This is a genomic window from Streptomyces sp. NBC_00252 (assembly GCF_036187565.1).
GTDB lineage: Bacteria > Actinomycetota > Actinomycetes > Streptomycetales > Streptomycetaceae > Streptomyces.
In genome coordinates, this window is sequence record NZ_CP108087.1 from 9,471,077 (window position 1) to 9,497,120 (window position 26,044).

Below are 26,044 nucleotides of genomic sequence, written 5' to 3' on the forward strand. Positions count from 1 at the left end.
GTTGAGGTCGAGGGCCACGCGGAGGTGGTGGACGTACGGATTGACGCCGGGCGGATCGCCGACATCGGGGCCGGACTGGCCGGGACGGTCGACGTGGACGGCCGGGGTGGTGCGTTGCTGCCGGGTCTGCACGACCACCACATCCACCTCGCGGCGCTGGCCGCCGAGGCCGCCTCCGTGCGGGTCGGGCCGATGGACGTGCGAGGCCGAACGGCGTTTGCTGCGGCCCTGGTTGGTGGTCCGCCGGGGGAGTGGGTGCGGGCCGTCGGCTACCACGAGAGCGTCGCGGGGGACCTGGACCGATGGGCGCTTGACGCGCTCGCGCCGGACCGGCCGGTGCGGGTGCAGCATCGCACCGGCGCGCTGTGGGTGTGGAACAGCGCCGCGCTGCGGGCGGTCGGACTGGACGGCGACGGGCGGTTCTGGCGCGAGGACGAGCGCCTGCGCGGGTTCGTGCCACCCGTGCGGTTGGACTTGGAGGGGGTGGGGCGACGGGCGGCGGCGCTCGGCGTCACGGGGTTCACCAACGCCGACCCGCACCCCGCGAGCGGCCTCACCCAGATGCTGTCCGTCCTCCCGCAACGGCTCCTCGTCATGGGCATCGACGAACCCGTGAAACTGATGCTCGACGATCCGACACTCCCCACACCCGTCCAACTCGCCCGCACCATAGGGGAGATCAGACCCCGCCCGGTCGCCGTGCACTGTGTGACCCGGGTGCAGTTGCTGGTGACGCTGCTCGCACTGGACGAGGTGGGACCGGCCGACGGCGACCGGATCGAGCACGGGTCGGTGATCCCGGCCGAGACGATCCCGTGGCTACGACGGCTCGGTGTGACGGTCGTGACCCAGCCCCACTTCCCGGCCGAGCGGGCCGAGGCCTACGCCGCCGACGTGGACGCCGACGACCGCCCGCACCTCTACCGCTGCCGGACCCTGACCGAAGCGGGCGTACCCCTCGCCGCCGGCACCGACGCGCCGTATGGCACCCCCGACCCCTGGGCGGTCATGCGGGCCGCGACCGAACGCGAGGACGGCGAGCGACTCCAACCCCTGGCGGCTCTACGGCTGTTCACCGGCGAGCCCCAACACCCCGGGCGGCCTCGCCGGTTGACGGTCGGGGCCGACGCCGACCTGTGCCTGCTCCACGTGCCGCTGAGCGAGGCGCTTCGCACGCTGACCGGCGAACTGGTCCGTGCCACCTATGTGTTGGGGCGACGTATCGGCCCCGCGTGACCTACACGCTGTATCCGCCGTCGACGCCCAGCGCCTGCCCGGTGATGAACCTGGCGCGGTCCGAGGCGAGGAACGCGACCGCCTCCGCGATGTCGGTCGCATCGCCGAAGCGGCGCATCGGAATGTTGCGCCGGGTGACGGCGAGGGCGGCCTCGTCCAGTTCGCCCGTGCTGATCAGACGGCCGGCGATACCGTCGTTGAGCATGCCGGGGGCCACGCAGTTCACGCGGACGCCGTAGCGGCCCTCCTCGGCGGCGAGTGCTCTGGCCACGGCCTCGACCGCGCCCTTCGCGCCCGACGACAGACCGTCGCGCACCGGGAAGCGACGGGTGGCGACGGTCGTGACGGCGACGATGCTGCCTCGGCTCTCGCGCAGCAACGGGAGCGCGGGATGCACCAGGTTGAAGAACGCGACGGCGTCGCCCTCGAGTTGGGTGCGGTACTCGCTCGGCGTCACCGTGCTCAGGTGCCGCATCGGGACGTGCGGGCCCGCCGCGTACACGAGGGTGTGGATGCCGTCGGCCGCCTCGGACACGGCCTCGGCCGTGGCGGACTCGTCGGTCAAGTCCAGCCGCAGCGAGCGGACTTGACGGCCCAGCTTCGTGACCTCGGCGGCCACCGCGCCGGCCGCTTCCTGGTTGGCGCGATAGGTGAACACGATGTCGCTGCCGCGTTCGGCGAGGAGTCGGACGATCGCCGCCCCGATCCCGCCCGAGCCGCCCGCCACGAACGCGACACCCGGCCTGCTGGAGAAGTCCGGCACCGTAACCGCCTCACAATCCGAGGGACTTGGCGATGATGACCTTCATGACCTCGCTCGTCCCGGCGTAGATGCGGGTGATGCGCGCGTCCGCGTAGAGCCGGGCAATGGGGTATTCCAGCATGTAGCCGTAGCCGCCGAACAGTTGCAGGCAGCGGTCGACCGCGCGGGCCTGCATCTCGGTGCAGAAGAGTTTGACCTTGGCGGCGTCGGGACCGCTCAGGTCACCCGCGACGAGTTCGAGCACCGCACGGTCCAGCATGGCCTGCGCGGCCTCTATCTCTGCTGCTACGGCGGCGAGTTCGAACATGGTGTTCTGGAAGGAGGCGACGGTCTTGCCGAACGCCTTGCGCTCCTTGACGTAGGCGATGGTCGTGTCCAGGGCCGCTCGTGCCTGCGCCACTGATCCGACGGCGACGGTCATGCGTTCCTGGGGGAGGTTGTGGCCGAGGTAGCCGAACGCGGCGCCCTCCTCGCCGAGCCGGTTGGCGACCGGGACGCGTACGTCGTCGAAGGCCAACTCCACCGTGTCCTGCGCCTTGATGCCCATCTTGTGCAGCACCCGGCCGCGCGTGAAGCCGGGCATGCCGTCCTCGACGACGAGCAGGGTGAGCCCGGCGCGGCGGTTGTCCGGGTCGGTCGACGTACGGGCGACGACGATGACCAGGCCGGCGAGGAGCCCGCCGGTGATGAAGGTCTTCGCGCCGTTGAGAACGTACGCATCCCCGTCGCGAACAGCCGTCGTACGGATACCGGCGAGATCGGAGCCCGTGCCCGGCTCGGTCATCGCGATGGCCGTCAGCATCTTCCCGGAGACCAGGCCGGGGAACCAGCGCTCGCGCTGATTCCGGTCGGCGTAGGCGAGGAAGTACGGGAGGACGACATCGAGTTGGGTGCGCACGGTGCCCAACGTGACCAGGGCGCGGGCCGCTTCCTCCTGGAGGACGACGTTGTAACGGTAGTCGGCGAGGCCCGCTCCGCCGTACTCCTCGGGGACGGCCGTGCCCAACAGGCCGATCGAGCCGAGCTGTTCGAAGAGCGCGCGGGGTAGGCGGCCGGCCTCCTCCCACTCGGCGTAGTGGGGTACCACCTCCTTGGCGATGAAGTCCCGCGCGAGCCCGCGGAACGCCTCGTGGTCGTCGGTGAAGACGTCTCGGCGCACAACATCCCCTGTCAGAGAGCGAGTTCGACGACGGTGGCGTTGGCGGTGCCGCCGCCCTCGCACATGGTCTGCAGGCCGTGGCGGATCCCGTGGTTGCGCATGTGGTGGATCATGCGGGTCATCAGGACGGCACCCGACGCGCCGAGCGGATGTCCGAGCGCGATGGCGCCGCCGAGCGGGTTGAGCAGGGCGGGGTCCGCGCCGGTCTCGGCCAGCCAGGCGAGCGGGACGGACGCGAAGGCCTCGTTGACCTCGAAGACCCCGACATCGGAGAGGCCGACGCCCGCCTTGCGGAGTACCTTCTCCGTCGCCGGGATCGGTCCGGTCAGCATGAGGACCGGATCGGAACCGGTGACAACGCCCGCTCGGTATCGCACGATCGGCGTCAGCCCCAACTCGCGTGCTTTTTCAGGGGTGGTGACCAGCAGGGCTGCGGCTCCGTCGGAGATCTGCGAGGAGTTGCCCGCGTGGATCACGCCGTCCTCCTGGAAGGACGGTTTCAGCCTCGCGAGCGTGTCGACGGTCGTGCCGCGCCGTATCCCCTCGTCGGCGGTCACCGTGTTCGGGCCGTCCGTCACCGGCACGATCTGCGCGGCGAACGCGCCGCCGTCCTGCGCGACCGCCGCCCGCTCGTGCGACAGCGCCGAGAACTCGTCGAGAACACCCCGGCCCAGCCCCCACTTCTGCGCGATCTTCTCGGCGGAGACGCCCTGGTTGAAGGAGAACCCTTCGTAACGCGCGAGGACTTGAGGGCCGTACGGTGTCCCGCCGGCCCGTGAAGCACCCAGCGGTATCCGGCTCATCACCTCTACCCCGCCCGCCACCACGACGTCCTGCTGACCCGACATGACCGCCTGGGCGGCGAAGTCCAGGGCCTGCTGGCTCGATCCGCAGGCCCGGTTCACCGTGGTACCCGGGATGGTCTCGGGCCATCCCGCGGCCAGCACCGCGTAGCGGCCGATGTTGCTCGACTGGTCGCCCAGCTGCCCCACGCAGCCCCACACCACGTCGTCGACGACCTCGGGGTCGAGACCCGTACGGTCGACCAAGGCTTGAAGGACGAGGGCCGAGAGATCGGCCGCGTGCACGCCAGCCAGGCCGCCGTTCCGCTTGCCGACGGCGGTACGGACCGCCTCCACCACCACTGCCTCACGCATCACGAGTCCTCCGTAGCTGTCGGCGCGGTTGTTCCGGGCGCCGCTGTTCCCGGTACCGCCCAGCGGCCCGTGTAGTGAGGCGGGCGTTTCTCCGTGAACGCGGCGTACGCCTCCGGGACGTCCGCCGTGGCGAAGTTCATGGCCTGCGCCCGCGCCTCACCGGCAAGGGCCTCGCGCAGGGTGCGATCGGCGTTCTCATTGAGGAGTGCCTTGTTCTGGGCGAGCGCGACGGGTGCTCCGCCCACCAGCCGGGCCGCGAGGTCGTCGACGAAAACGTCGATCTTGTCGGCGTCCACGACCCACGTCACCAGCTTCAGGGAGTGGGCCTCAGCCGCGCCGATCGTCTCGGCCAGCAGCACCAGCCGCTTCGCCTGCTGCAACCCCACCAGCTTCGGCAACAGCCAGGAACCACCGCAGTCCAGGGACAGAGCGCGGCGCGCGAAGATCTGCGAGAACGTGGTGTCCGGGGTGGCCACGACGAAGTCGCAGCCCAGGGCGAGATTCCAGCCCGCGCCGACCGCCACGCCGCTCACCTTGGCGATCGTGGGGATCGGCAACTCGTGCAGCAGCAGGGTGACTTCGCTCAGGGTCCGCATCCGGTACAGGGGGTGCTCACTGCTGACGCCGTTGCGGATGTCGGCCCCGGAGCAGAAGGCGTTCCCGGCTCCGGTCAGGACCAGCGCGCGTACCGTACGGTCGCTGCCCGCCGCGGAGAGCGCCGTTCTCAGGGTGTCCCACAGCTCTGCGTCGATCGCGTTCTTGCGGTGGGGCCGGTTCAGGGTGAGCGTCCGGACGCCGTCGGTGTCGCTCGTCAGCAGCACCGGCTGCCCGGTCATCGCACGGCTCCCTGGTCTCGTAGAGCTGCGATCTCCGCGTCGGTGAGGCCGAGTTCGGCCAGTACGGCGTCCGTGTGCTGGCCGAGTGCGGGAACCGCGCCCATCGGCGGGTCGTACCCGGCGATGACTGGGGGCGGCAGCAGAGCCGGGACCGGACCCGACGGGGTGTCGATCTCGCGCCACCGCTCGCGGGCGCGCAGATGCGGGTGGGCGATGACATCGCTTGGCGTGTTGTAGCGGGAGTTGCCGATACCGGCCGCGTCCGCGAGGTCCTGTATGTCGGCGAGGTCGTGCCGTGCGCACCAGGCGCTGATCTCCGGCTCCAGCACGGCGCGGTGTTCCACCCGCCCGGCGTTGCTGCGGAAGCGCGGGTCGTCCGCGAGGTCTGGCCGGTCGATCAACTCCCGCGCCAGGCGCTGCCATTCACGGTCGTTCGTCGTGCCGAGGACGACGGTGTGGCCGTCGGCGGTGCGGTGGGCGCCGTAGGGTGCGACGGCGGGGGAGCTCATGCCGAGCGGCTGCTGCTCGATGCCGGAGTGGCGGGTGTAGGTGAGCGGGTACCCCATCAACTCCGTCATCGTGTCGAACAGGCTCACCGCGACCGAGGAGGCGGCGGGTTCGACCCCGCGCCCCCTGCCGCACAGCAACGCGACCACGGACAGGGCCGCGTACAGCCCGCTGCACACGTCGGCCACCGGCGGACCCGGCTTGGCCGGTGCTCCGGGGTGGCCCGTCACCGCGCAGGCGCCCGACTCGGCCTGGACGAGGAGGTCGTAGGCGCGCTTGTGCGAGAGGGGGCCGCCGGGGCCGTAGCCGTCGATCTCCACGGGGATGAGGTCGGGGTGACGGGTCGTCAGGTCGGCGGGGGAGAGGCCGAGTTTGGCCGTGGTGCCGGGGGTGAGGTTGGAGACGAGGACGTCGGCGCGTTCCAGCAGGCGGTGCAGGACGGCCATACCGGCGGGTGTCTTCAGGTCCAGGGCCACCGACTCCTTGCCCCGGTTGACCCAGACGAAGTGCGCTCCCAGGCCCTTGACCACGTCGTCGTAGTGGCGGGCGAAGTCGCCGCCCTTGGGGTTCTCGACCTTGATCACGCGGGCGCCGAAGTCGCCGAGCGTGCGGGTGCACATGGGGGCGGAGATGGCTTGCTCCAGCGCGACCACGGTGATTCCGGCGAGCGGCCCTGTTGCTGTCGATGCGGAACGCGACATGTCGGAACTCGTCATCTCAGATCGTCGAGTCTCGGGTCGCGGTCGTGAACTGAGTCCGGAGTTCGTCCTTCAGCACCTTCTGGCTTGCGTTGCGAGGGAGTTGGTCGACGAAGCGGACATGCCGGGGGACCTTGAAGTTGGCCATGCGCTCGCGGGCCCAGGCGATGACGTCGGCCTCGGTCGGCGTCTGGTCGGGCGGTGGGACCACGAAGGCGCAGCCGACCTCGCCGAGGCGCTCGTCGGGAACGCCGATCACGGCGACCTGCTGGATGTTCTCGCAGTCGAGAAGCAGCTTCTCTATCTCCGCCGGGTAGGCGTTGAAGCCGCCGACGATGTACAGCTCCTTCTTGCGGTCGACGATGGCGAGATTGCCGTCGTCGTCGAGCCGGCCGATGTCCCCGGTGCGCAGCCAGCCCTCGGCGTCGATCGTCGCGGCGGTGGCGTCGGGGTCGTCCCAGTAGCCACGCGTGACGTTGTAGCCGCGGACGAGGATCTCGCCGTCGAGGCCGATCGGCACGTCCAGACCGTCGGCGGCGATGATCCGTACCTGAACACCGGGAATGGCGCTTCCGGTGGTGTGGGCGACGGTCTCCTCGGAGTCGCCGACGCGGGTCGTGGTCACCAGCGCCGTCGACTCCGTGAGGCCGTAGGCGCTCATCACGATGTCGATCGACAGCTCCGTTTTCATGGCGCGGATCAGTGATTCCGGGATCGTGGTGCCGCCTGTCATGGAGACCCGCAGCGACGACAGGTCGTGTGCCCGGCGGTCGGGGTGGTTGACGAGGTCGTGGAAGATGGTCGGCGGTCCTAGGAGGATGCTGACCCGTTCCCTGGCGATGAGGTCCAGCGCGCGACCGGCGTCGAAGACGGGCATCGGGATCACGGTCACCCCGTGCATCAAGGAGGCCAGCCAGCCCGCCTTGTAGCCGAAGCAGTGGAAGAAGGGCGGGATCACCAGGAAGGTGTCCGAGGTCTCGAACGTGTACTCCTTCGCCATCCAGCCGTAGGCGCGCAGGGACTGGCCGTGACTGAGCATCACGCCCTTCGGGTGGCCGGTCGTGCCGGACGTGAACATCACGTCGGACACGTCGTCCGGCGTCAACCGGTCGATCGACTCATGGGCCGCAGCCGTGGAAACGCCTTCTCGCGCGCTGAGAAAGTCGTTCCAGGCGAGTTCCGCCGCACCCTGCGGACCGAGAACGGACACCGTCTTCCGGAGAGCCGGCAGCCCCGGGTCGGCCTTCCGCAGCTCGCCGATGTAGTCGTTGCCGAGGAAGGGCGAGGCGAACACGGCCGCCGCGCCCGACTTCCGCAGGATGTACGAGAGCTCTCCCGCCTTGAACCGTGTGTTGAGTGGCACGAGGATCGCTCCGGCCCCATGGATGCCCAGCGCTGCGAAGATCCACTCCGCCGAGTTGGGGGCGCACAGCCCGACCCGGTCGCCCGGCATGACGCCGAGCGCCATGGTGGCGCGGACCGCGTCGATCATCTGCGCCTCCAGCTCCCGGAACGTCCACCGACGGTCACCGTCGATGAGCGCCGTGGCGTCCCCGAAGCGCCGGGCGGCCAGCCTGATGACGTTCGGAATGCTCAGGAATTCGTCGTCGTAGCGCATCAGTCGGCTCCAGGGCTAACCGTTCGAGGGCAGATGCAGGATCCGCTTGGCGATGATGTTCCGCTGGATCTGGGAGGTGCCGCCGTAGACGGAAGCCGCACGGGAGTACAGATAGTCGCCGAACAACTCACCGCCCTCCCCGAACAGTTCGGCCGGGAACACCTCAAGCGCCGTGTCGTAGAGCCGCTGTTCGGTCCTCGTCATCAGCAGCTTGTCCACGGACGACTCCGCTCCCGCGACCTGTCCGCCGAGGCGTTCGGCGGTACGGCGGCGGGCGTGCGCCACCAGCACCTCGTAGTCGACGACACACCGGCCGATCCGGGACAACAGCCCGTCGGGCAGGCGGCCTTGGTGCTCGGTGGCGTGACGCCGCAGCCGCTCGACGAGCAGCCCGTACTTCGAGATGTGCCCGGTGTCGAGGGCGTTGCGCTCGTACGACACCGTCGTCATCGCCAGCGCCCAGCCGACGCCCTCGGTGCCGATACGCTCGGCCTCCTCGATGCGGACGTCGTCCAGGAACAGCTCGCAGAACTCGTCGTCGCCGTTGGCCGCGCGCAGCGGCCGTACCGTCACCCCGGGGCGGTCCAGGGGCAGGACGAACGCCGAGATCGACTGGTGGGCCGGTGCCGAGCGGTCGGTGCGGGCCAGCAGCAGGCACAGGCCGGAGTACTGGGCGTAGCTCGTCCAGAGCTTCTGGCCACGCACCGTGTAGAAGCCGTCGTGCCGCGCGGCGAAGGTGGTCATGCCCGCCAGGTCCGAACCGGCGCCCGGCTCGCTGAAGCCCTGGCACCACACCTCGTCGCCCGCCAACATCCTTGGCAGGAACCGGAGTCGCTGTTCCTCCGAGCCGAACTCCAGCAGCGCGTGGGCGAGATAGCCGATTCGGGGGACACCCGGGGCGCGGCAGGCGCCCAGTTCGTCACTGATCGCGACCTGGTGCAGCGCGGTCAGGCCCCGGCCGCCGTAGCGCTCCGGGACGTCGAGGCCGACCCAGCCGCCCGAGTGCAGCAACCGGTGCCAGCGGTGCAGGAAGACCGGTACCGGTTCGCCCGACTGCCGTTCGGGAAGCGGGTGTTCGGCCAGCCAGGCGCGGAAGTCCCGCCGCAGCCGGTCCAGGTCGGCCGGGTCGCCGAAGTCGAGCGGGGTGTCGGTCATCGCGTCGCCTCCGGTACGGCCAGCGCGGGCAGCAGTTCGGCCGTCGTGGCGAGCAGCGTCGACCCCAGGCGCACCTTTCGCAGATACAGGTGCGCGACGTGCTCCCAGGTCTGGGCGATTCCGCCGAAGACCTGCATGGCGGCATACACCGCCTCCAGCGCCGAGGAGTTGACCTCCGTCTTCGCCACCCGCGCCGCCGTCAGGGCCCGCTCCGGGGGCTCGTTGTCGAGACACCAGGCGGCGTAGCGCGTGACGCTGGTGCAGGCCTCGGCCAGGACCGTCGCGTCCGCGAGAAGATGCTGGACGGCCTGGAAGGAGCCGATCGGTTGTCCGTACTGGTGCCGGACGCGGGCGTATTCGACACTCTGCTCGACCAACGAGCGTGCCGCGCCGATGAGTTCTGCCGTCACGACGACGAGCGCGTAGGCCTGCCAGCGGAGTTGGTCGGGTGCGGTGAGGTGTCCTACGACCTGCGTGGGGCCGTCCGGGGGGACCGCGCGCACCGAGCGTACGAGGTCTGTACTCGGCGCCGACGGCCCCAACTCGACCCGGGTGACTGTCCCGTCGTCGGTGACGCAGAGCGCGCTGTCGGCTCCCTCGCAGTCCCAGGCGACGAGGTCGGTCAATGTTCCTCCGGGGAAGCGGAGTTCGCGGGTGAGCGCGATGGTCGGGGTTGTTCCTGATGCGTCGGTGCCGAGGAGGCGGAGGAGTTCGGGGGCCAGGAGGACCGTGCCAAGCAGGGACGTGGTGAGCGGGTGGCGGCCGTGTTCCTCGGCGAGGAGCGCGCACTCCTGTGCGGTCGCCGCCGGGGGTGAGGTGCGCCGTAGATCGGTCAAGCCCAGTTCGTCCAGAGCCTGTTGGGCGGTCGCCCGGGTCGACGGCTTCACCTCGTCGGCGGAGGTCACGCCGAAGCGGGTCGCCAGGGAGCGGACCATGTCGCGGACCAGGACGAACTCCTCGCGGTCCACGCTCAGTTCTCCTCAGGGGGCTTGGCGCGCCGTTCGGCACGGGACGCGAGTTCGGTGATGATCCTGATGTGGTCCGGGCTGGTCATCGTGGCCCGTTCCGCCATCAGTGCCGCTTCCATCGCGCCGCGCGACACCTGCTCGACCAGCGTGGCGAGAGCCAGCTTCGTGGCGCGGAGGGCCTCGGCGGGCTGCGCCGCGAGCCGGTGGGCCAGGGCGAGGGCCTCGCGCATCAGGTCGTCGGGCGGGACCGTGCGGTTGGCGAGGCCGAGTTCGACCGCCTTGGGGGCGGGGATGCGGTCGCCGGTGAAGAGGTACTCCTTGACCCTCAACAGGCTTGTCAGCAGAGGCCAGAGGGTGACTCCGCCGTCGCCGGCCACCAGGCCCACCGACACATGCGGGTCCGCGAAGTAGGCGTCCTCGGCGATCAGTACGAGATCGCAGGCGAGGGCGAGGCTGCACCCCAGGCCCACCGCGGGGCCGTTGACGGCGGCGATCACCGGCAGCGGGAAGCGGATCATCTCCGTCTGGATGGTGCGGTCGAGGCGGATGGACCGCTCCCGCAGCTCCGGGTCGGTGTGGTGCCGCAGGAGATGGTCGAAGTCGCCGCCCGCGCTGAACGCGCGGCCCGCGCCGGTGAGGACGACGGCCCGGGCCTTTGTGTCGTCCGCGAGTTCGCGCCACACCTCCGACAGGCGTCGGTGCAGTTCCTCGGAGACGCCGTTCAGCCGGTCGGGGCGGTTCAGGGTGACGATGCGGACGTCTCCGTCGGCGGCCACGGTCAGCACGGGACTCACCTTGCTCATACCGCGATGGTATTAAAGGTCAGACCGATAGTGTCAATGGTGTTGCACGAGAAAGAGAATCAGATTCTCACCCGTGAGGGGATCAGTTCTCCGGATCCGTGAGGTCCACGCCGTCCCGCTGGTCGACCTCCGCCGCGGCCCGCGCGAAGCCGCACACATGGCGGGTCATCCGGCGCATCGCCGCCTCGCTGTCGCGGTTCCGGATCGCCTCGGTGATGCGGGCGTGGGCCCGGGCGGTGAGCTTGCGGATGTCCGCGTCCATGAACTGCTCGATGTTGGTGGCCGCGTGGATCGACTGCGAGAGAGCGCTCATGAACCCGATGAGAAGCTCGTTCTCGCCGGCTCGCGCCACCGCGTTGTGCCAGCGGATGTTGGCGCGCAGGAAGCGCTGGATGTCCTCGTCCGCCGCGACGAGATCCGTGTGGGCGTCGTCCAGTTCGGCGAGGTCGGCGTCCGTGCGGCGCCTCGCCGCGAGTGCCGCGCACGCGGGCTCGATCGCCTCCCGGGTCTCGTGCAGGTCCTCCAGCCGGATGCGCTGGCCCCGGATCACCAACCGCACGGTGTTCGCGAGGGATTCGCGGCCCGGCCGGTGCACGAAGGCGCCGCCGCCACGCCCCGGCCGGATCTCCAGGAGCCGTTCGACCTCCAGGATGCGCAGCGCCTCGCGCACCGTCGCCCGGCTCAACCCCGTCTGCTCGACCAGTTGGCGTTCCGGCGGCAGCGCGGTGCCCTCCGTGAACTCCCCGGAGAGGATCCGCTCGCGCACCTCGCCCGCGAGGACGTCCGAGGCCTTGGGGACGGTGAGCGTGTCGAAGCGCGGCCGGGGTTCACCGGCCGCCCCGCGTCCCCGGGCGGTGCGGGAAGGGTGCTCGGCGCTCTGCACAGGTTCAGCCCTCTCGTCGAAGGCCGCGCTCATCGGCCTCTTTGGCTGAACCATTCAACACAGCACGCGCGGCGCCTGTCACATCACCGTGCCGCGCGGCTCGTACAGCTCCCGGCACGTCAGCTTGCCGCACAGTCCGCCCGAGCCCGGCGGGTCAGCTTGCCGCGCAGCCTGCGCGAGCCCCGGCACACCACCACGCCGTACACCCCGCACTCCGCCCCTCACATCACCATCCCCCCGTCCACCGGCAGCACCTGCCCCGTGATGAAGGAGGCCGCGTCCGAGGCGAGGAACACGAAGCTGCCCGCGATCTCCGCCGGCTGCGCCCAGCGGCCCAACGGAATGCGGGCGAGCATCTGGGCCGCGAACTTCTCGTTGGTCCGGATGGTCTCCGTCATGGGAGTCGCCGCCAGCGGGGCGAGGGCGTTCACCAGGACGCGCCGCCGCGCCAGTTCGCGGGCCAGGGACTTCGTCAGGCCGATGATGCCCGCCTTGGCGGCCGAGTAGTTGACCTGCCCGAGCGTGCCGACGAGGCCCGCCGACGAGGTGACGTTGATGATCCGCCCTCTGCCGTCGTCCGGGAGGAACGGCAGCGCGGCCTGCGCGCAGTGGAAGGTGCCCATCACATGGATGTCGAGGACGCGCCGGAACGCCTCCTCCTCCAGCTTGTCGAACATCGCGGGGGCGATGACCCCGGCGTTGTTGACCAGGATGTGCAGCGTCCCGTCGGCGAGCGCCGCCGCGCGGGCCACCGCGGTGTCGGCGGCGGACCGGTCCCGTACGTCGAGGGGCGCGCTGTCCGCCGTGAGTCCCGCCGCGTTCATCTTCCCTGCGACGGCCGCGGCGGCCGACTCGTCGACGTCGGTCACCAGAACCGCGGCACCCGCTCGGGCCAGTGCCTCGGCGACTGCGGAGCCGATGCCGCCGCCGGCGCCGGTGACCAGCGCGGACCGGCCCGTGAGGTCGAACAGCCCTGTGCTGTCGGTCATTCAGTAGCTCCTCGGGAGTCCCAGCGTGTGCGATCCCAGGTAGTTCAGGATCATTTCCTGACTGATCGGTGCGATGCGCATGAGACGGGCCTCGCGGAAGTAGCGGGCCACGCCGTACTCCTCCGCGTAACCCATGCCGCCGTGGGTCTGCAGCGCCCGGTCGGCGGCGGTGAACCCGGCGTCGGCGCACAGGTACTTGGCGGTGTTCGCCTCCCGACCGCAGGGCCGCCCGTTGTCGTACAGCCATGTCGCTTTGCGGAGGACGAGTTCCGCTGCGTCGAGGCGGGCCAGGGAGTCCGCGAGGGGGAACTGGATGGCCTGGTTCATGCCGATCGGGCGGCCGAAGACGATGCGCTCCTTGCCGTACTGGACGGCCTTGTCGAGGGAGGCCCGGCCGATGCCGAGGGCTTCGGCCGCGATCAGCATGCGTTCCGGGTTGAGGCCGTCGAGGAGGTAGCGGAAGCCCTGGCCCTCCTCGCCGACGCGGTCCTCCACCGGGATGCGCAGATCGTCGATGAAGAGTTCGTTCGAGGTGACGGCGTTGCGGCCCATCTTCGGTATCGGGCGGACGTCGATGCGGTCGCGGTCGATGTCCGTGAGGAACAGGGTCATCCCGTCGGTCTTCCTGGTGACCTCGTCCGCCCTGCTGGTGCGGGTCAGCAGCAGGATCTTCTCCGACTCCATCGCCTTGGAGATCCACACCTTGCGGCCGTTGACGACGTAGTGGTCGCCGTCCTGTCGGGCGTACGTCGTGATGCTCGCGGTGTCGAGTCCCGCGCCCGGTTCGGTGACGCCGAAGCAGACGTGCAGGTCGCCGGAGGCGATGCGGGGGAGGGTGCGCCGCTTCAGCTCCTCGGAGCCGTGGACCACCACCGGGTGCATGCCGAAGATCGACAGGTGGATCGCGCTGGCCGCGTTCATGCCGCCGCCGGACCGCGCCACCTCTTCGAGGAGCAGGCTGGCCTCGGTGATGCCGAGGCCGTGGCCGCCGTACTCCTCGGGGATGGTGATGCCGAGCCAGCCGCCGCCCGCGACGGTGTCGTAGAACTCCGTCGGGAACTCGTGGGCCTGGTCCTTCGCCATCCAGTACTGGTCGCCGTAGTCGCGCAGCAGTCCGGCGACGGACTTGCGGATCGTTTCCTGGTCCTCGGTCAGTTCAAAGTCCATGGACGGGACCCTTCTCCGGTTCCGATTGCGAAACATATCAAAGGTCAGACCGAAGAAGTAGAGGGGTCGTCACCGCGCCCGCTTACCGTGGAGTAACATCGCGCGGCAGGCCATCAGAGGAGGAACCGTGTCCCGGTCCGAACGCTCGTCGCTGCTGCTCGCCGGTCTGCTGGCGACCGCGGGGGTCGCCCATTTCGCCTCGCCGAAGCAGTTCGACGCGACGATCCCGCGCTCCCTGCCGGGGTCGCCCCGGACGTGGACGTACGCGAGCGGGGTCGTGGAGCTGGCGCTGGCCGCGGGGATCGCCGCGCCGCGCACCCGGCGTACGGCAGCGCTGGCCGCCGCGGGATTCTTCGTCGGCGTGTTCCCCGCCAACGTGCAGATGGCGCTGGACTGGCGGGACCGCCCGGCCCCGCAGAAGGCGGCGGCCTACGGGCGGCTGCCGCTGCAGATTCCCCTCGTACTGTGGGCCCGTAGTGTCGCGAAGAATGGGGAGGGACGGTCATGACAGGACGCCTGGACGTCGGTGACAAGGTCGAGGACTTCACGCTGCCGGACGAGACCGGCACGGAACGCAGCCTCAGCGGACTGCTCGCCGAAGGACCGGTGGTGCTCTTCTTCTATCCGGCCGCGATGACCGCCGGCTGCACCGCCGAGGCCTGCCACTTCCGTGATCTGGCCGCCGAGTTCGCGGCCGTCGGCGCCCGGCCCGTCGGCATCAGCGGCGACACCGTCGACAAGCAGCAGGAGTTCGCCGGGAAGCACACCCTCGGCATGCCGCTGCTCTCGGACGCCGACGGCACGATCCGGGAGCGATTCGGGGTCAAGCGCGGGTTCTCCCTCGCGCCCACCAAGCGGGTCACGTTCGTCATCGCCGAGGACCGCACGATCCTCGAGGTCGTCTCCAGCGAACTGCGGATGAACACCCACGCCGACCGCGCCCTCGCCGCACTCCGCACCCACCGGAAGTGACACAGGAGCCGCAAATGCCGTAGCGCGGTTGTTGTGGTGCGGTATAGGGACCATCCTGGACGATATGGAGCAGGTCTCCGCCGCGGCGGTCATCAGTGCCCGAGGCATCGTGACGGGGTGGAGCGAGGGCGCCCGGGCACTGACGGGATACCCGGCCGAGGAGGCCGTGGGCCGGTCGGTCGGGGCACTCCTCGCCGAACCTCCCGCCACCACGGCCGTCGCCGCGCTGACCGGGTCCGTGGTCCTGCGGCACCGGGACGGCACCCTGCTCCGGCTCACCGTCCGGGCCTGCGAGATCCTCGGCCCGGACGGCACACCGGACGGCTACGTCCTCACCGTCGAACCCCCCGCCGCACCCACGCTCGCCGAGCAGGCCTTCCAGCAGGCGTCGATGTCCCTGTCCGTCTTCGACACCGAGCAGCGCTACGTCCGGCTCAACGACGTCGCCTGCCGTGTGATGGGAGTCCCCGAGGACGCCCTCGTCGGCCGGTACTTCCCCGAGAGCGTCGAGGACGCCGAGCACAGCCGGAGCTTCCTGGACAACCTGCGCATGGTCACCGAGACCGGCAGACCGGTCCGCTACGACAGCTGGGCGGGCGCCCCGGCGCTGAACCGGGAGCACTCCTGGAGCATCGAGATGTGGCCCCTCAAGGGCGACTCCGGCGAGCTGACCGGGATCGGCCTCGCGGCGTTTGACAGCACCGAGCAGTACCTCGCCCAGCAGCGGCTGGCCCTGCTGAACGAGGCCGCCGCCGGCATCGGCACGACCCTCGACGTGGTCCGCACCGCCGAGGAACTCGTCGAACTCCTGGTGCCGCGCTACGCCGACTTCGCCAGCGTGGACCTGCTGCCCTGGGTGCTCGGCGCGGACGAACCGCCGCAGGACCTGGACGGCGATGTCGTGCTGCGGCGCGTCGCGCACGGCTCCGGCACCGAGGGCACGCCGGAGGCTGCCGTACGGCTCGGCGGGGCGGATCTCTACCCGCCGTTCTCGCCGCCCGCGCGTGCCCTGCGCGAGGGGCGTGCGGTGCGCAGCCAGGCGGGCGAACCCGACTTCGTCCGCTGGGTCGCCGACCGCAACGCCCGCTCCCCGGAAGGCCGTTCGCACCGCAAGGGCGTCCACTCGATGCTCGCGGTGCCGCTGCGCGCGCGGGGCACCACCCTCGGCGTCGCGGTCGGCGTCCGCATGGCCCACCCGGACGACTACGCCGACGACGACGCCCTGTTCGCCGAGGAACTCGCCAGCCGTGCCGCCGTCTGCATCGACAACGCGCGCCGCTTCGCCCGCGAGCGCTCCACCGCGCTCGCCCTCCAACACAGCCTGCTGCCAAGGGACTTGCCCGGCCAGGCGGCCGTCGAGGTGGCCCACCGCTATCTGCCCTCCGGGTCCCTCGCGGGCATCGGCGGCGACTGGTTCGACGTGATCCCGCTCTCCGGCAGCCGGGTCGGCCTGGTCGTCGGCGACGTCGTCGGACACGGCATCGCCTCCTCGGCGACCATGGGCCGTCTCCGTACGGCCGTCCGCACCCTCGCCGACGTGGACCTGCCGCCCGACGAACTCCTCACCCACCTCGACGATTTGGTCACCCACCTCGCGACGGACGACACCGCCGACGAGGTCGCCGAACTCGGCGCCACCTGCCTCTACGCCGTGTACGACCCGGTCTCGCGCCATCTCGCCTTGGCCGCCGCCGGACACCCGCCGCCCGCCGTCGTCCTGCCCGACGGAACCGCGAGCCTCGTCCCCATCACCGCCGGACCACCGCTCGGCGTCGGCGGACTCCCTTTCGAATCAGTCGAGATGGAGCTGCCCGAGGGCGCCACCGTCGCCCTGTACACGGACGGTCTCATCGAGGACCGCGAGCGCGACGTCGACCACGCCACCGACGCGCTGTGCCGCGCGCTGCTCACGCCCCTGGAGTCGCTGGACGCGCTCTGCGACGCGGTGCTGAAGGCCGTCATGCCGGCCGAGCCCAGCGACGACGTGGCCCTCCTGCTGGTGCGCACCCGGGCCCTCGGCGCCGACCGCGTCGCGACCTGGGACATCGAACCGGACCCCGCGCACGTGGCCCGGGCCCGGCAGGCCGCCACCGAACAACTCACCGCCTGGGGACTGGACGAGGAGGCCTTCGTCACCGAACTCGTCGTCAGCGAGCTCGTCACCAACGCCATCCGCTACGGCGAACCGCCCATACAGCTCCGCCTGATCCGCGACCGCGCCCTCATCTGCGAGGTCTCCGACGCCAGTTCCACCTCGCCGCACCTGCGCCGCGCCCACGCCTACGACGAAGGCGGACGCGGACTCCTCCTCGTCGCCCAGCTCACCCAGCGCTGGGGCAGCCGGCAGACCGGCGGCGGCAAGACCATCTGGGCGGAACAGCCCCTGCCGCCACCGGACTGACCGGTCGACTCGCCCGCCGGGGCGCCTACTCGAAGGGGCAGCCGGGGTTCGGCGCGTCCTCCGAGAACGGCGCACCGTGCGGCAGGACGTACAGCACGTCCAGGACGAGCGGCGTGTTCCCCAGGTTGCGCCCGATGTGCACGTTGCCCGAACCGGCCGGTTCCTGGATGGGGCTGCCCTTGCGGTACACGCCGTCCGAGGCGCAGCTGGAGTCGAAGTGACTGAGCGTGCCCTGCTTGACGACGCCGTACAGGGGGCCGTCGTGGTAGTGCCAGCCGGTGGACTGGCCGGGCGGAATGGTGATCTCGCGCAGGGTGTAGTCGGTGTCGCCGATCGTGGTCTGACCGATCAGTGTCGCGGTGACGCCGGGGCCCGCCGGGGTCGCCTGGGCGGTGCCTCCGAGCAGCAGGGCGGCGACGGCCACCGACCCGGTCACGGCGGTGCGGAACGCGGTGCGCATCAACGAGAGCCTTCCGATGAGAACCTGAACATCCGCCGTGAACATAGAGGCAGGGAAGGCGAGTTGGGGGCGGAAACGCCGACTTCCGCCCCCGGAGTTCTCGGATGCTCCGAACGGCCGGGACGCTCGGGACGCTCAGAACTCCTCGTGCGTCTCCGGGTCGCCGCCCAGCCGCTGCGGCGCGTGGTCGGAGATCGCGGCCAGTTGGGCCGGGCCGAGCTCGAAGCCGAAGATGTCGAGGTTCGCGCGCTGCCGGTCGGGGTCCGCCGACTTGGGGATCGGGAGGGCCCCGAGCTGGGTGTGCCAGCGCAGCACCACCTGGCCGGGCGTCACCCCGAACGCCTCCGCGATCGTCAGGACGGCGGGGTCATTCAGCAGCTCGGAACCGCGCCCGAGCGGGCTCCAGCTCTCGGTGAGAACGCCCTTCTCGGTGTCGAAGGCGCGCAGTTCCTCCTGCGGGAACAGCGGGTGCAGCTCGATCTGGTTGACCGACGGCAGGACACCGGTCTCCTTCTCCAGCTGCTCGATGTGACCGGGCGTGAAGTTCGAGACGCCGATCGACCGGGCGAGACCCTCCTCGCGGAGCTTGATCATCGCCTTCCAGGAGTCGACGAACTTGCCCACGCGGGGGAGCGGCCAGTGGATCAGATACAGGTCCACGTACTCGACGCCGAGCCGCGCCCGGGACTCCTCGAAGGACGCGAGGGTCTCCTCGTAGCCGTGGTGGCGGCCCGGGAGCTTCGTCGTCACGACGACCTCCTCGCGCGGCACCCCACTGCGGGCGATGCCCCGGCCGACGCCGGTCTCGTTGCGGTAGTTCGTCGCCGTGTCCACCAGGCGGTAGCCCATGCGCAGCGCGCCGTCGACGGCCTCCTCGGCCGTCGCGTCGTCCATCGGCCAGGTGCCCAGGCCGATGGCGGGGATCTTCGTACCGTCGTTGAGCGTGTGCGTCGGGGTGCTGATCACGGTCGGACCTTCCCTTGACTGTGCGGTACACCCAGTATGGGCGACCGGAACCCCTGTCGCCCCCGCGCGGGGATCACTGACACGATCTTCCTTGGAACCCGTACGACCTGGGTACGACCCGCGGGGGAGGACCCGGTGCGGACGACCGGCCGGGCACGTACGACGACGGAGTGAGCATGACGACGGACAGCGGTACGACGGACGAGGCGGTGCGGGTGGACGGCATGGAGGTGAAGCCCGCCGCCGGGCACATCGGGGCCGAGATCACCGGTGTCGACCTGGCCGGCGAGCTCGACGACGCCGTGGTGGCCGCGATCCGGGCGGCGGTGCTGCGCTGGAAGGTCGTGTTCTTCCGTGAGCAACGCCTCGACCACACCGGGCATGTGGCGTTCGCGCGCCGCTTCGGCGAACCGGTCGTCCTCGGGCGGCGCGGCAGCGCGTCACCGGCCGGCTTCCCCGAGGTCGAGACGACCGCCGACCGGCTGGAGTTGGGCGGCCGGTTCGGCATGGAGCACGAGGAGTGGCTGGAGCGGCGCCGGCACACCCTGCTGCGCGGCTGGCACTGCGACCACGGCGCCCGCGTCGACCCGCCCGCCGCGACGATCCTCCGCGCCGAGACCGTCCCGCCCTACGGCGGCGACACCACCTGGTCGAACCTGGCCGCCGCGTACGCCGGACTCTCGCAGCCGGTACGGGAGTTCGTCGACGGACTGCGCGCCGAGCACCGGCTCGGCGTCGGCTATCAGCCACGCCCCGGCGACGACGCCTACGTCCGCCACCTCCTGGATCACCAGGTCGCCTCGGTGCATCCGCTGGTCCGGGTGCACCCCGAGACGGGGGAGCGGGTGCTGTTCGTCAACGGTTACTACCTGGAGCAGATCACCGGCGTCTCCCGCGCGGAGAGCGCAGCGATCCTGGAGATGCTCCTCGCGCAGGCGACCCGGCCCGAGTACACGGTGCGGTTCCGCTGGGAGCCGGGCAGCGTGGCCTTCTGGGACAACCGGGCCACCATCCACCTCGCCCCCAGCGACAACGCCCACCTCGGCTTCCCGCGCACCATGCACCGGGTGATGCTCACCGGCGACATACCGGTCGGCGTCGACGGCAAGCCGTCGGAGCCGATCGTCGGTACGGAGCCGGGCCGCTGGTGAGCCGGGGTCAGGCAGCCGCCCGCCACCCGAGCGCCGGACCCAGCTTCGTCGCCATGTCCGTCAGGATCTGCACATAGTCCTCGTGCTCGAAGGTGAACGGCAGCGCGAACGCCACCTCGTCGATCTCCCTGAACGCGGCGTGCGCGTGCAGGAGTTCGGCGATCTCGGCCGAGGTGCCGACGATGTCCGGCGCGAACATCAGCCGGGCCGGGCCCTGCGGTGACGTCGTACGGGGAGTGCGCTTGCGGGCGAACTCCTCGTACTTCGCGCGCTGTTCGGGCGACGCGGAGTCGGTCGGGATGACCACCAGACCCTGCGAGACGCGCGCGGCCTCGCCGTCCGGGTGGTGGGCGCGGAACGTGCGGATGTGCGAGAGCTGGATCTCGGCGAAGTCCCGTGTCTCGTCCGGCCCTTCGGCCTTGACGACGCTGCTCGTCAGGAAGTTCATGCCGTGCTCGCCTGCCCACTTCGCCGAGCCCGCGCTGCCGCCGCCGTACCAGAGGCGACGGCCCAGGCCGGGGGAGTGCGGCTGCACCCGGTCGGAGAACACCTCGAAGCCCTCGACCCCGCTGAAGTCCGTGGCCGGTTTGCCGCGCACGAAGTCGAGGAGGCGGCGCACCCGCTCGTAGCTGAAGTCCTCGACGTCGGCCGTGTCGGGGTACAGCGCTTCCTTGAGCTGGTCGAAGTGCATCGGCGGGCCCACGCTGACACCCGGGTTGATGCGGCCCCCGGACAGGATGTCGACGGTCGCCAGGTCCTCCGCGAGCCGCAGCGGGTTCTCCCAGCCGAGCGGGATCACCGCCGTGCCCAGCTCGATGCGGCTGGTGCGCTGGGAGGCCGCCGCCATGACCGCGACGGGGGAGGAGATGCCGTACTGGAGATGGCGGTGGCGCAGCCAGGCGCTGTCGAAGCCGAGCCGCTCGCCCAGTTCGATGATCTCCAGCGTCGACTCGTGGCCCCGGCGCGGATCGGCCTCGTCGAACAGGCCGATCGTGAGGAAGCCCAGCTTCCGCAGCGGGCGTGAGGTGGGCGGCACGGGCTCCTCCGGCGGTCGTACGTCAGTTCTGTCCCGATTGTGGCAGGTGAACATTGCGGGCGTGTGATCAGTTCAGCGGGATGGTGATCTCGTCCTCGACCGGCGGGTCGATCTCCTGGGCGCGGTTGCCGGTGGCCGCGAAACAGCGCAGCCGGATCGCCTCAGGGGTGACGTCCAGGCGCAGGAAGCACTTGAAGAACGGCGGGCTGTACGTCACCGAGCTGGGCGAGAAGAGCTGCGTGTAGATCTTGCGCACCGGGAGGCGGAACCGCGCGCGCCGGTCGGGACGGCTTCCGGCGCCCAGCAGGCTCGCGACCAGGCGGATGCGTCGGGTGACGCGGACGGGCGGGCCCGGGGTGCGGGTCGGCGGGATGCCGAGGCGTTCGCAGATCACGGCCGACGCCTCGGCCTCGGTGAGGGTGAAGAAGCGGCGCAGGTGCAGGCGGCGGCCGTAGAGCCTGCTGTAGAAGGCGAGGGAGTCGCCGCGCAGCGGGTAGCAGCGGAAGTCCTGCTCGGTGACGTTCGCGATGTCGACGCGCGGCACGGTGTGCGTCGCGTGCATGAACGCGCCGCCGCCGCCCGAGACCACGTACTGGAGGGTGCGGCCGTCCGCCAACCGCACCGGATAGCGCTGGTAGTTGTGGATGTCGCCGCCTATCGCGGCGACGAAGTGGTGGGCCGGGTCGCTGACGATGTCGTCGACCGTGCCGCCGCCCTCGATCGCGCACGGGTGGTGCTCGCCGTCTACGTACAGCGGCGAACCGGTGATGAGGATCTTCGGCGTCGGCCCCTGCGCCACCTCGCGCAGCCAGGCGCCCTGTTCGGCGTCGATCGTGCCCAGCAGTCCGGTGTCGATGCCGATGATGCGCACCGGACCCGCGTCGATCGCCCAGTACGGGCCCGGCTGCACGGCCTGTTGGTCCGGCGAGGAGCGCAACTGCCGTGCCTTGTCCAGGTGTTCGCCGTCGGACGGGCGCGGGTGGTGCCACAGCAGCGCACGCCACCAGGCACGGGTCAGCGGGCGCGGTGCCTTCGGCCGGGGAAGCGCGGGCGCGTCGCCGCAGAAGACGCGCATGAAACCGCCGAGGCCCTCGTACCAGTCGTGGTTGCCGGGTATCGCGTAGATCGGCGCCGGATAGGCCTGGTACGGGCGGAAGAACTTCGCCTCGTAGTCGTCCGCGGTGCCCACCGGATAGATCACGTCACTGGCGACGACCGCGAAGTCCGTCCCCTGACTGATCCTCAGAAAGCCCGGCACGACGGCGTATTGGGGGTCGTCGCCCTCGCCCGTGTCACCGATGACCATGAAGGAGAAGGTGTCCGGATCGTCGCGCCGGATCACCTTGTCGGCGGGCGCTCCGGCCGCCTCCCGCTGTGCCACCCAGCGGCCGCGGGTGTCGCCGGTCGGGTCACCGAACCAGGACGCCAGCACACCGTTGCGCGCGGCCCACAAGGTCCTCGGATTCAGCCACGACACCTTCGCGACGTGGGACGGCATGAGCTGCTGGTACGCGCCGCGCTCCGCGGTGCCCCAGCCCGCGCCTTCGGCGGTATCGCGTGAAGATTCAGACACCGGTGCACCGTAACAACGAGCCGACACGGTACGAGCGGCAGGGGCCTGGCAACATCAACTCGACGTTGCTCAACCGAAAGGCCCCCGCATGCCCGGCGAAGCCGACTTCATCGATCTCGTCCCCGACCCCGAACTCCGTTCGGACCGGCTGCTGTTGGGCATCCGCCACTTCGACGAACCCTTCCTTCTCACCGTCTCCCTCTCCCAGGGCCTGGGTTCGAGCGACCTCTGGCTGGACCGGGGCAAGGCGGGCAGGACCTCGCTCGCGCAGTTCCGCCGGGTCGGCGACCGTGTGCTGTTCGCCGTCCGCAACAAGCACTTCCTGACCTCCGGCGACCCGGCCGCCGTCCGCGCCGGGGACGAGTCCTTCGCGCTGTCCGTGGTGTGGAGCGGGCCCGTGCTGCGCGAGGAGAACGGCGCGGCCGTCGTCGACGTCACCGGGCTCGTCCTCGCCGACCACGACGGGATCGCCGAGCATCTGTACAGCCGTGATCAGGGCGACTACACGATCGACGCGTCCGCGAGTCTCCCGCTCGTCGCCGACAGCCGCACCGGACCCGACTCCGTCCGGCTGCCCGCGCTGCTCACCTTCCGCGGCCCCGGCCGGGGTCCTGCGGTCCGGGCCGTCGCGGGCGACCCGCGCGCCGTCACCGTCGTCCAGCAGCTGAACCTGCTGCGACTCCCGGCCTCCCCGCTGCCCGTCCGCCGCTACCATCCCGCCTCGGGCGGCTACGGCATCGGCTACGCCGACCACGCCCTCGTCGGGCGGGCGAGCACCCAGGTCAAGCTCCAGCCCCGCTTCCGCGCGGAACCCGGCGGCGCCCCGATCGTCTTCCACATCGACCCGGCCGTCCCCGAACCCTTCCGCTCGGCCGTCGTCGAGGGCGGCAACTGGTGGCAGCGCGCCTTCGCCGGCATCGGACTCCCCGACGCCTACCGCGTCGAGCCCGGCAGCGACGGCTTCGACCCCTACGACCCCGACGTCAACGGCGTGGTCTGGGTGCACCGGGCGGGCCGCGGCTGGTCCCTCGGCCAGGGCCTGACCGACCCGCGCACCGGCGAGATCCTGCACGCCCGGGTACGCCTCGGCTCCCAGCGCGCCGAACAGGTCCGCGCCCTCGGCGAATCCCTCCTCGCCCCCTACGGCCGCCCGGACGAGGCCGAACGCCTCGCCGCAGTCGAGGAGTTGGTGCTCGCCCGGCTGCGCCAGCTCGCCGCGCACGAGATCGGGCACGCGCTCGGCTTCATGCACAACTTCGCCAGTACGGGACACCCCGAGCCGTCCGTCATGGACTACCCGCACGCCCGGATCCGCGTCACCGAGGAGGGCGGCCTCGACCTGACCGCCGCGTACGGCACGGGACTCGGGCCGTGGGACCACTTCCTGGTCGCGCACGCCTACGGCCGCTTCGACGCGGGCGACGAGGAGCGCGCGCTCGCCGAACTGCGCCGCCAGGCAGCCGAGTCGGGCCTGATCTACCTCTCCGACGAGGACGCCCAGGGCCCCGACGCGGCGCACGCCGACGCCGTGACCTGGGTGACCGGGGCGGACGCCCTCCAGGCGCTGGAGACGATGCTGCGGGTCCGTCGTATCGCCCTGGACGGCTTCTCCCGAGGGGTGCTGCCGCCCGACCGGCAGACCGGCGAACTCGAGGAACGCGCCGTCCTGTTGCACCTCCTGCACCGCCACGAGGTGACCGCCGTGGCCCGGCTGGTGGGCGGCGTGCGCTACGCGTACGGCCTTGCGGGCGAGGACGGCCAGGGCGCGCGGCCGGTCGACGCGGCCATCCAGCACACGGCACTGAACCGTCTCGCCCAACTACTGCGGGCCGAGCAACTCGCCCTGCCCCGAACGGTGTTGGACGCCCTCACCCCGCCCGCGATCCGCTACGGCCGGACGGAGCAGTACCTCGACACGGGCGCCGGGCGGATCTTCGACCCCTTCGAGGCCGTACGGGTCGCGACCGCACTGGTCACGGAACACCTGCTGGACCTGGCCCGGCTCAACCGCGTGGCCTGGCAGCACGCCGCCGACCCCGAGACCCCCGGCGTCACCGACCTCGTCGACGCGCTCCTCACCGCCACCTGGCGCCGTACCGACCCGGTACCCGCCGAACTGCCCGGCGGGGCGGCCGTGCAGCACGCGGCTGACTGGACCCTCCTGAGCCACCTGCTGACCCTGCTCGACGACACCGCACTCCACGCGCCGGTCCGCATGTCGCTGCGCGGCGCCGTGCGCCGGCTCGGCACGGAACTCCGCTGCCAGGGCGACGAACAGGCAGGGGAGGCGGGGGAGTTGATCCGCGCGTTCCTCGCCGACCCAGGGTCGGTGCGCGTCGACCCGCTGCCGAGGGTGCCGCCCGGCGCGCCCAACTGAGGGCGCCGTAGCGCGACGTGGCGCCCAGGGGTGCTGGGCTGCTCAAGTCGCCTGACGGCGGCCGGTGTTGGTCACCACTCGCTCGGGCGTTGCGGGGTGCCGTACGGTGACGAGGCGGCGGGGCTCGTGCGGGTGTTCCGCTTCCGGGCGCGATGGCCGCCCGGTGAGGCGGGCGGGGTCTCGTGGCGGCCCGAGTGGTCCGGGGTGTCGAAGAGGGAGTCCGGGTGTGCGGCGGACTGTCTGCCGTCGGCGTCCGGGGTGACGGGGTGGCGGGCGAAGGAGCGGTCCCAGTCGCCCTCGCCCATCACCAGTAGCGGGTCGAACATCACGACGACCCCGGCCAGCAGCAGGAAGACGACCGGCCCCAACAGCATCGGAAGCAGGATCGAGTTGGCCGAGTCGCCGGACCATGAACCGCCGGCGGCGTGCAGATGGACGCTCACGGCGGCCATGCCCGTGTAGTGCATCCCGGACACCGCCACGCCCATCACCAGGCTGGCGCCCAGGCTCGGCAGGAAGCCCCGGATGGAGACGGCCGCCCACAGGGCCGCCGTCGCTGCGACGATCGCGATGAGGACGGAGATGGCGACCGTGGACGTCCGGTACTCGATGTCGCCGTTCAGCTTCAGGGCGGCCATGCCGAGATAGTGCATCGCGGCGACCCCGAGGCCGGTGACGATCCCCGCCATGGAGAGGGTGCCGACGGTGGCGCCGCGGTAGCCCACGGCGAACACGCCGATGCCGACCACGACGATCGCCACGGCCAGACTCAGCACCGTGAGGCCGACGTCGTAGCCGATCCTGGTCTCCTCGACCTGGAAGCCGATCATCGCGATGAAGTGCATCGTCCAGATGCCGCTGCCGATCGACGTCGCGCCGAGCGCGAGCCAACCCGCCTTCCAGGACTGTCTGTTGTGCAGGGACCGCACCACACAGCGCAGCCCCAGAGCCCCACCCAGGCAGGCCATGAGATAGGCCGCCACCGGGGTCACCGCACCGTAGCGGAACCCGTCGATCGTGCCGAGCATGAGCCAACTCCCCCCAGAGTTCTGGCTTCTTGTGGGGGGAGTATGTATGGATCGTGGCCCGTGCGCGCAACCCTTTCACATCAGCAGTCGATTAACACTCTGCTTTCGGGGCGGCACTTGGTGCGCAGTGGGGGTGATACG

The 26,044-nt window shown here is 70.9% G+C and carries 23 protein-coding genes; 6 read left to right on the forward strand and 17 right to left on the reverse strand.

The features are described 5' to 3' along the window. Positions 1-27: 27 nt before the first annotated feature. The gene (locus OHT77_RS42235) at positions 28-1,236 is read left to right on the forward strand and encodes an amidohydrolase family protein (protein WP_328833669.1); all 1,209 of its coding nucleotides are present in this window, start codon (positions 28-30) and stop codon (positions 1,234-1,236) included. A 1-nt stretch (position 1,237) separates the two neighbouring features. On the opposite strand, the gene OHT77_RS42240 is transcribed toward OHT77_RS42235, so the two are convergent. The 12 genes from OHT77_RS42240 to OHT77_RS42295 form a co-directional block, all read right to left on the reverse strand. Next, entirely contained in the window at positions 1,238-1,963 is a 726-nt protein-coding gene (locus OHT77_RS42240; RefSeq protein ID WP_328834487.1) for an SDR family NAD(P)-dependent oxidoreductase, read from the reverse strand. Between the two features lie 46 nt (positions 1,964-2,009). Beyond that, the gene (locus OHT77_RS42245; protein ID WP_328833670.1) at positions 2,010-3,158 is read right to left on the reverse strand and encodes an acyl-CoA dehydrogenase family protein; all 1,149 of its coding nucleotides are present in this window, start codon (positions 3,156-3,158) and stop codon (positions 2,010-2,012) included. 11 nt (positions 3,159-3,169) lie between these two features. Then, positions 3,170-4,315 (reverse strand): thiolase family protein, encoded by a 1,146-nt coding sequence (locus OHT77_RS42250; RefSeq protein ID WP_328833671.1) that lies wholly within the window; start codon positions 4,313-4,315, stop codon positions 3,170-3,172. Next, positions 4,315-5,151 (reverse strand): enoyl-CoA hydratase/isomerase family protein, encoded by an 837-nt coding sequence (locus tag OHT77_RS42255; protein WP_328833672.1) that lies wholly within the window; start codon positions 5,149-5,151, stop codon positions 4,315-4,317. The genes OHT77_RS42250 and OHT77_RS42255 overlap by 1 nt, the downstream gene beginning before the upstream one ends. Beyond that, on the reverse strand, positions 5,148-6,359 hold the full coding sequence (locus tag OHT77_RS42260; RefSeq protein WP_328833673.1) for a CaiB/BaiF CoA transferase family protein: 1,212 nt from the start codon (positions 6,357-6,359) through the stop codon (positions 5,148-5,150). Before OHT77_RS42260 ends, OHT77_RS42255 begins: the two co-directional genes overlap by 4 nt. 16 nt (positions 6,360-6,375) lie before the next feature. After that, complete coding sequence (locus tag OHT77_RS42265; RefSeq protein WP_328833674.1) at positions 6,376-7,974, reverse strand: FadD3 family acyl-CoA ligase; 1,599 nt, start codon at positions 7,972-7,974, stop codon at positions 6,376-6,378. 15 nt (positions 7,975-7,989) lie between these two features. Beyond that, positions 7,990-9,129: an acyl-CoA dehydrogenase family protein gene (locus OHT77_RS42270; RefSeq protein WP_328833675.1), complete on the reverse strand. Its 1,140-nt coding sequence runs from the start codon at positions 9,127-9,129 to the stop codon at positions 7,990-7,992. Continuing rightward, positions 9,126-10,097: an acyl-CoA dehydrogenase family protein gene (locus tag OHT77_RS42275; RefSeq protein WP_328833676.1), complete on the reverse strand. Its 972-nt coding sequence runs from the start codon at positions 10,095-10,097 to the stop codon at positions 9,126-9,128. Before OHT77_RS42275 ends, OHT77_RS42270 begins: the two co-directional genes overlap by 4 nt. 2 nt (positions 10,098-10,099) lie before the next feature. Continuing rightward, positions 10,100-10,900 carry an enoyl-CoA hydratase/isomerase family protein gene (locus tag OHT77_RS42280; RefSeq protein ID WP_328833677.1) on the reverse strand — a complete coding sequence of 267 codons (801 nt, stop codon included), beginning with the start codon at positions 10,898-10,900 and terminating at the stop codon, positions 10,100-10,102. A gap of 82 nt (positions 10,901-10,982) precedes the next feature. Then, on the reverse strand, positions 10,983-11,816 hold the full coding sequence (locus OHT77_RS42285) for a FadR/GntR family transcriptional regulator (RefSeq protein WP_328833678.1): 834 nt from the start codon (positions 11,814-11,816) through the stop codon (positions 10,983-10,985). Between the two features lie 188 nt (positions 11,817-12,004). Next, the gene (locus tag OHT77_RS42290) at positions 12,005-12,772 is read right to left on the reverse strand and encodes an SDR family NAD(P)-dependent oxidoreductase (protein WP_328833679.1); all 768 of its coding nucleotides are present in this window, start codon (positions 12,770-12,772) and stop codon (positions 12,005-12,007) included. Then, complete coding sequence (locus OHT77_RS42295; protein ID WP_328833680.1) at positions 12,773-13,939, reverse strand: acyl-CoA dehydrogenase family protein; 1,167 nt, start codon at positions 13,937-13,939, stop codon at positions 12,773-12,775. Between the two features lie 127 nt (positions 13,940-14,066). On the opposite strand from OHT77_RS42295, the gene OHT77_RS42300 reads away from it, so the two are divergent. The 3 genes from OHT77_RS42300 to OHT77_RS42310 all read left to right on the forward strand — a co-directional run bounded on the left by OHT77_RS42300 (position 14,067) and on the right by OHT77_RS42310 (position 17,312). After that, positions 14,067-14,447 (forward strand): DoxX family protein, encoded by a 381-nt coding sequence (locus OHT77_RS42300; RefSeq protein ID WP_328833681.1) that lies wholly within the window; start codon positions 14,067-14,069, stop codon positions 14,445-14,447. Then, a complete protein-coding gene (locus tag OHT77_RS42305) occupies positions 14,444-14,911 on the forward strand; it encodes a peroxiredoxin (RefSeq protein ID WP_328833682.1) in 468 nt (155 codons plus the stop codon). Before OHT77_RS42300 ends, OHT77_RS42305 begins: the two co-directional genes overlap by 4 nt. Before the next feature lie 64 nt (positions 14,912-14,975). After that, positions 14,976-17,312: an ATP-binding SpoIIE family protein phosphatase gene (locus OHT77_RS42310; protein WP_328833683.1), complete on the forward strand. Its 2,337-nt coding sequence runs from the start codon at positions 14,976-14,978 to the stop codon at positions 17,310-17,312. A 25-nt stretch (positions 17,313-17,337) separates the two neighbouring features. On the opposite strand, the gene OHT77_RS42315 is transcribed toward OHT77_RS42310, so the two are convergent. Next, positions 17,338-17,772, reverse strand: a complete 435-nt coding sequence (locus tag OHT77_RS42315) for a cupin domain-containing protein (protein ID WP_328833684.1) — start codon at positions 17,770-17,772, stop codon at positions 17,338-17,340. Between the two features lie 135 nt (positions 17,773-17,907). Then, positions 17,908-18,738 carry an aldo/keto reductase gene (locus OHT77_RS42320; protein WP_328833685.1) on the reverse strand — a complete coding sequence of 277 codons (831 nt, stop codon included), beginning with the start codon at positions 18,736-18,738 and terminating at the stop codon, positions 17,908-17,910. 176 nt (positions 18,739-18,914) lie between these two features. On the opposite strand from OHT77_RS42320, the gene OHT77_RS42325 reads away from it, so the two are divergent. Next, a complete protein-coding gene (locus tag OHT77_RS42325) occupies positions 18,915-19,889 on the forward strand; it encodes a TauD/TfdA dioxygenase family protein (RefSeq protein WP_328833686.1) in 975 nt (324 codons plus the stop codon). 7 nt (positions 19,890-19,896) lie between these two features. On the opposite strand, the gene OHT77_RS42330 is transcribed toward OHT77_RS42325, so the two are convergent. Further along, positions 19,897-20,925, reverse strand: a complete 1,029-nt coding sequence (locus OHT77_RS42330; protein WP_328833687.1) for an LLM class flavin-dependent oxidoreductase — start codon at positions 20,923-20,925, stop codon at positions 19,897-19,899. Positions 20,926-20,992: 67 nt separating this feature from the next. Continuing rightward, complete coding sequence (locus OHT77_RS42335; RefSeq protein WP_328833688.1) at positions 20,993-22,498, reverse strand: metallophosphoesterase family protein; 1,506 nt, start codon at positions 22,496-22,498, stop codon at positions 20,993-20,995. 88 nt (positions 22,499-22,586) lie between these two features. On the opposite strand from OHT77_RS42335, the gene OHT77_RS42340 reads away from it, so the two are divergent. Then, entirely contained in the window at positions 22,587-24,875 is a 2,289-nt protein-coding gene (locus tag OHT77_RS42340; protein WP_328833689.1) for a zinc-dependent metalloprotease, read from the forward strand. 71 nt (positions 24,876-24,946) lie between these two features. Here OHT77_RS42340 and OHT77_RS42345 read toward each other — a convergent pair whose 3' ends face one another. Then, positions 24,947-25,903, reverse strand: coding sequence for an MHYT domain-containing protein (locus OHT77_RS42345; protein WP_328833690.1), 957 nt, complete (start codon positions 25,901-25,903; stop codon positions 24,947-24,949). Positions 25,904-26,044 lie beyond the last annotated feature (141 nt).

Excerpts from the sequence above, each read along its gene's own strand:
- OHT77_RS42250 (WP_328833671.1), bottom strand. The coding sequence starts at position 4,315 with ATGCGTGAGGCAGTGGTGGTGGAGGCGGTCCGTACCGCCGTCGGCAAG.
- OHT77_RS42255 (WP_328833672.1), bottom strand. The coding sequence starts at position 5,151 with ATGACCGGGCAGCCGGTGCTGCTGACGAGCGACACCGACGGCGTCCGG.
- OHT77_RS42260 (WP_328833673.1), bottom strand. The coding sequence starts at position 6,359 with ATGTCGCGTTCCGCATCGACAGCAACAGGGCCGCTCGCCGGAATCACC.
- OHT77_RS42265 (WP_328833674.1), bottom strand. The coding sequence starts at position 7,974 with ATGCGCTACGACGACGAATTCCTGAGCATTCCGAACGTCATCAGGCTG.
- OHT77_RS42270 (WP_328833675.1), bottom strand. The coding sequence starts at position 9,129 with ATGACCGACACCCCGCTCGACTTCGGCGACCCGGCCGACCTGGACCGG.
- OHT77_RS42280 (WP_328833677.1), bottom strand. The coding sequence starts at position 10,900 with ATGAGCAAGGTGAGTCCCGTGCTGACCGTGGCCGCCGACGGAGACGTC.
- OHT77_RS42285 (WP_328833678.1), bottom strand. The coding sequence starts at position 11,816 with ATGAGCGCGGCCTTCGACGAGAGGGCTGAACCTGTGCAGAGCGCCGAG.
- OHT77_RS42290 (WP_328833679.1), bottom strand. The coding sequence starts at position 12,772 with ATGACCGACAGCACAGGGCTGTTCGACCTCACGGGCCGGTCCGCGCTG.
- OHT77_RS42295 (WP_328833680.1), bottom strand. The coding sequence starts at position 13,939 with ATGGACTTTGAACTGACCGAGGACCAGGAAACGATCCGCAAGTCCGTC.
- OHT77_RS42305 (WP_328833682.1), top strand. The coding sequence starts at position 14,444 with ATGACAGGACGCCTGGACGTCGGTGACAAGGTCGAGGACTTCACGCTG.
- OHT77_RS42310 (WP_328833683.1), top strand. The coding sequence starts at position 14,976 with ATGGAGCAGGTCTCCGCCGCGGCGGTCATCAGTGCCCGAGGCATCGTG.
- OHT77_RS42315 (WP_328833684.1), bottom strand. The coding sequence starts at position 17,772 with ATGCGCACCGCGTTCCGCACCGCCGTGACCGGGTCGGTGGCCGTCGCC.
- OHT77_RS42325 (WP_328833686.1), top strand. The coding sequence starts at position 18,915 with ATGACGACGGACAGCGGTACGACGGACGAGGCGGTGCGGGTGGACGGC.
- OHT77_RS42340 (WP_328833689.1), top strand. The coding sequence starts at position 22,587 with ATGCCCGGCGAAGCCGACTTCATCGATCTCGTCCCCGACCCCGAACTC.
- OHT77_RS42345 (WP_328833690.1), bottom strand. The coding sequence starts at position 25,903 with ATGCTCGGCACGATCGACGGGTTCCGCTACGGTGCGGTGACCCCGGTG.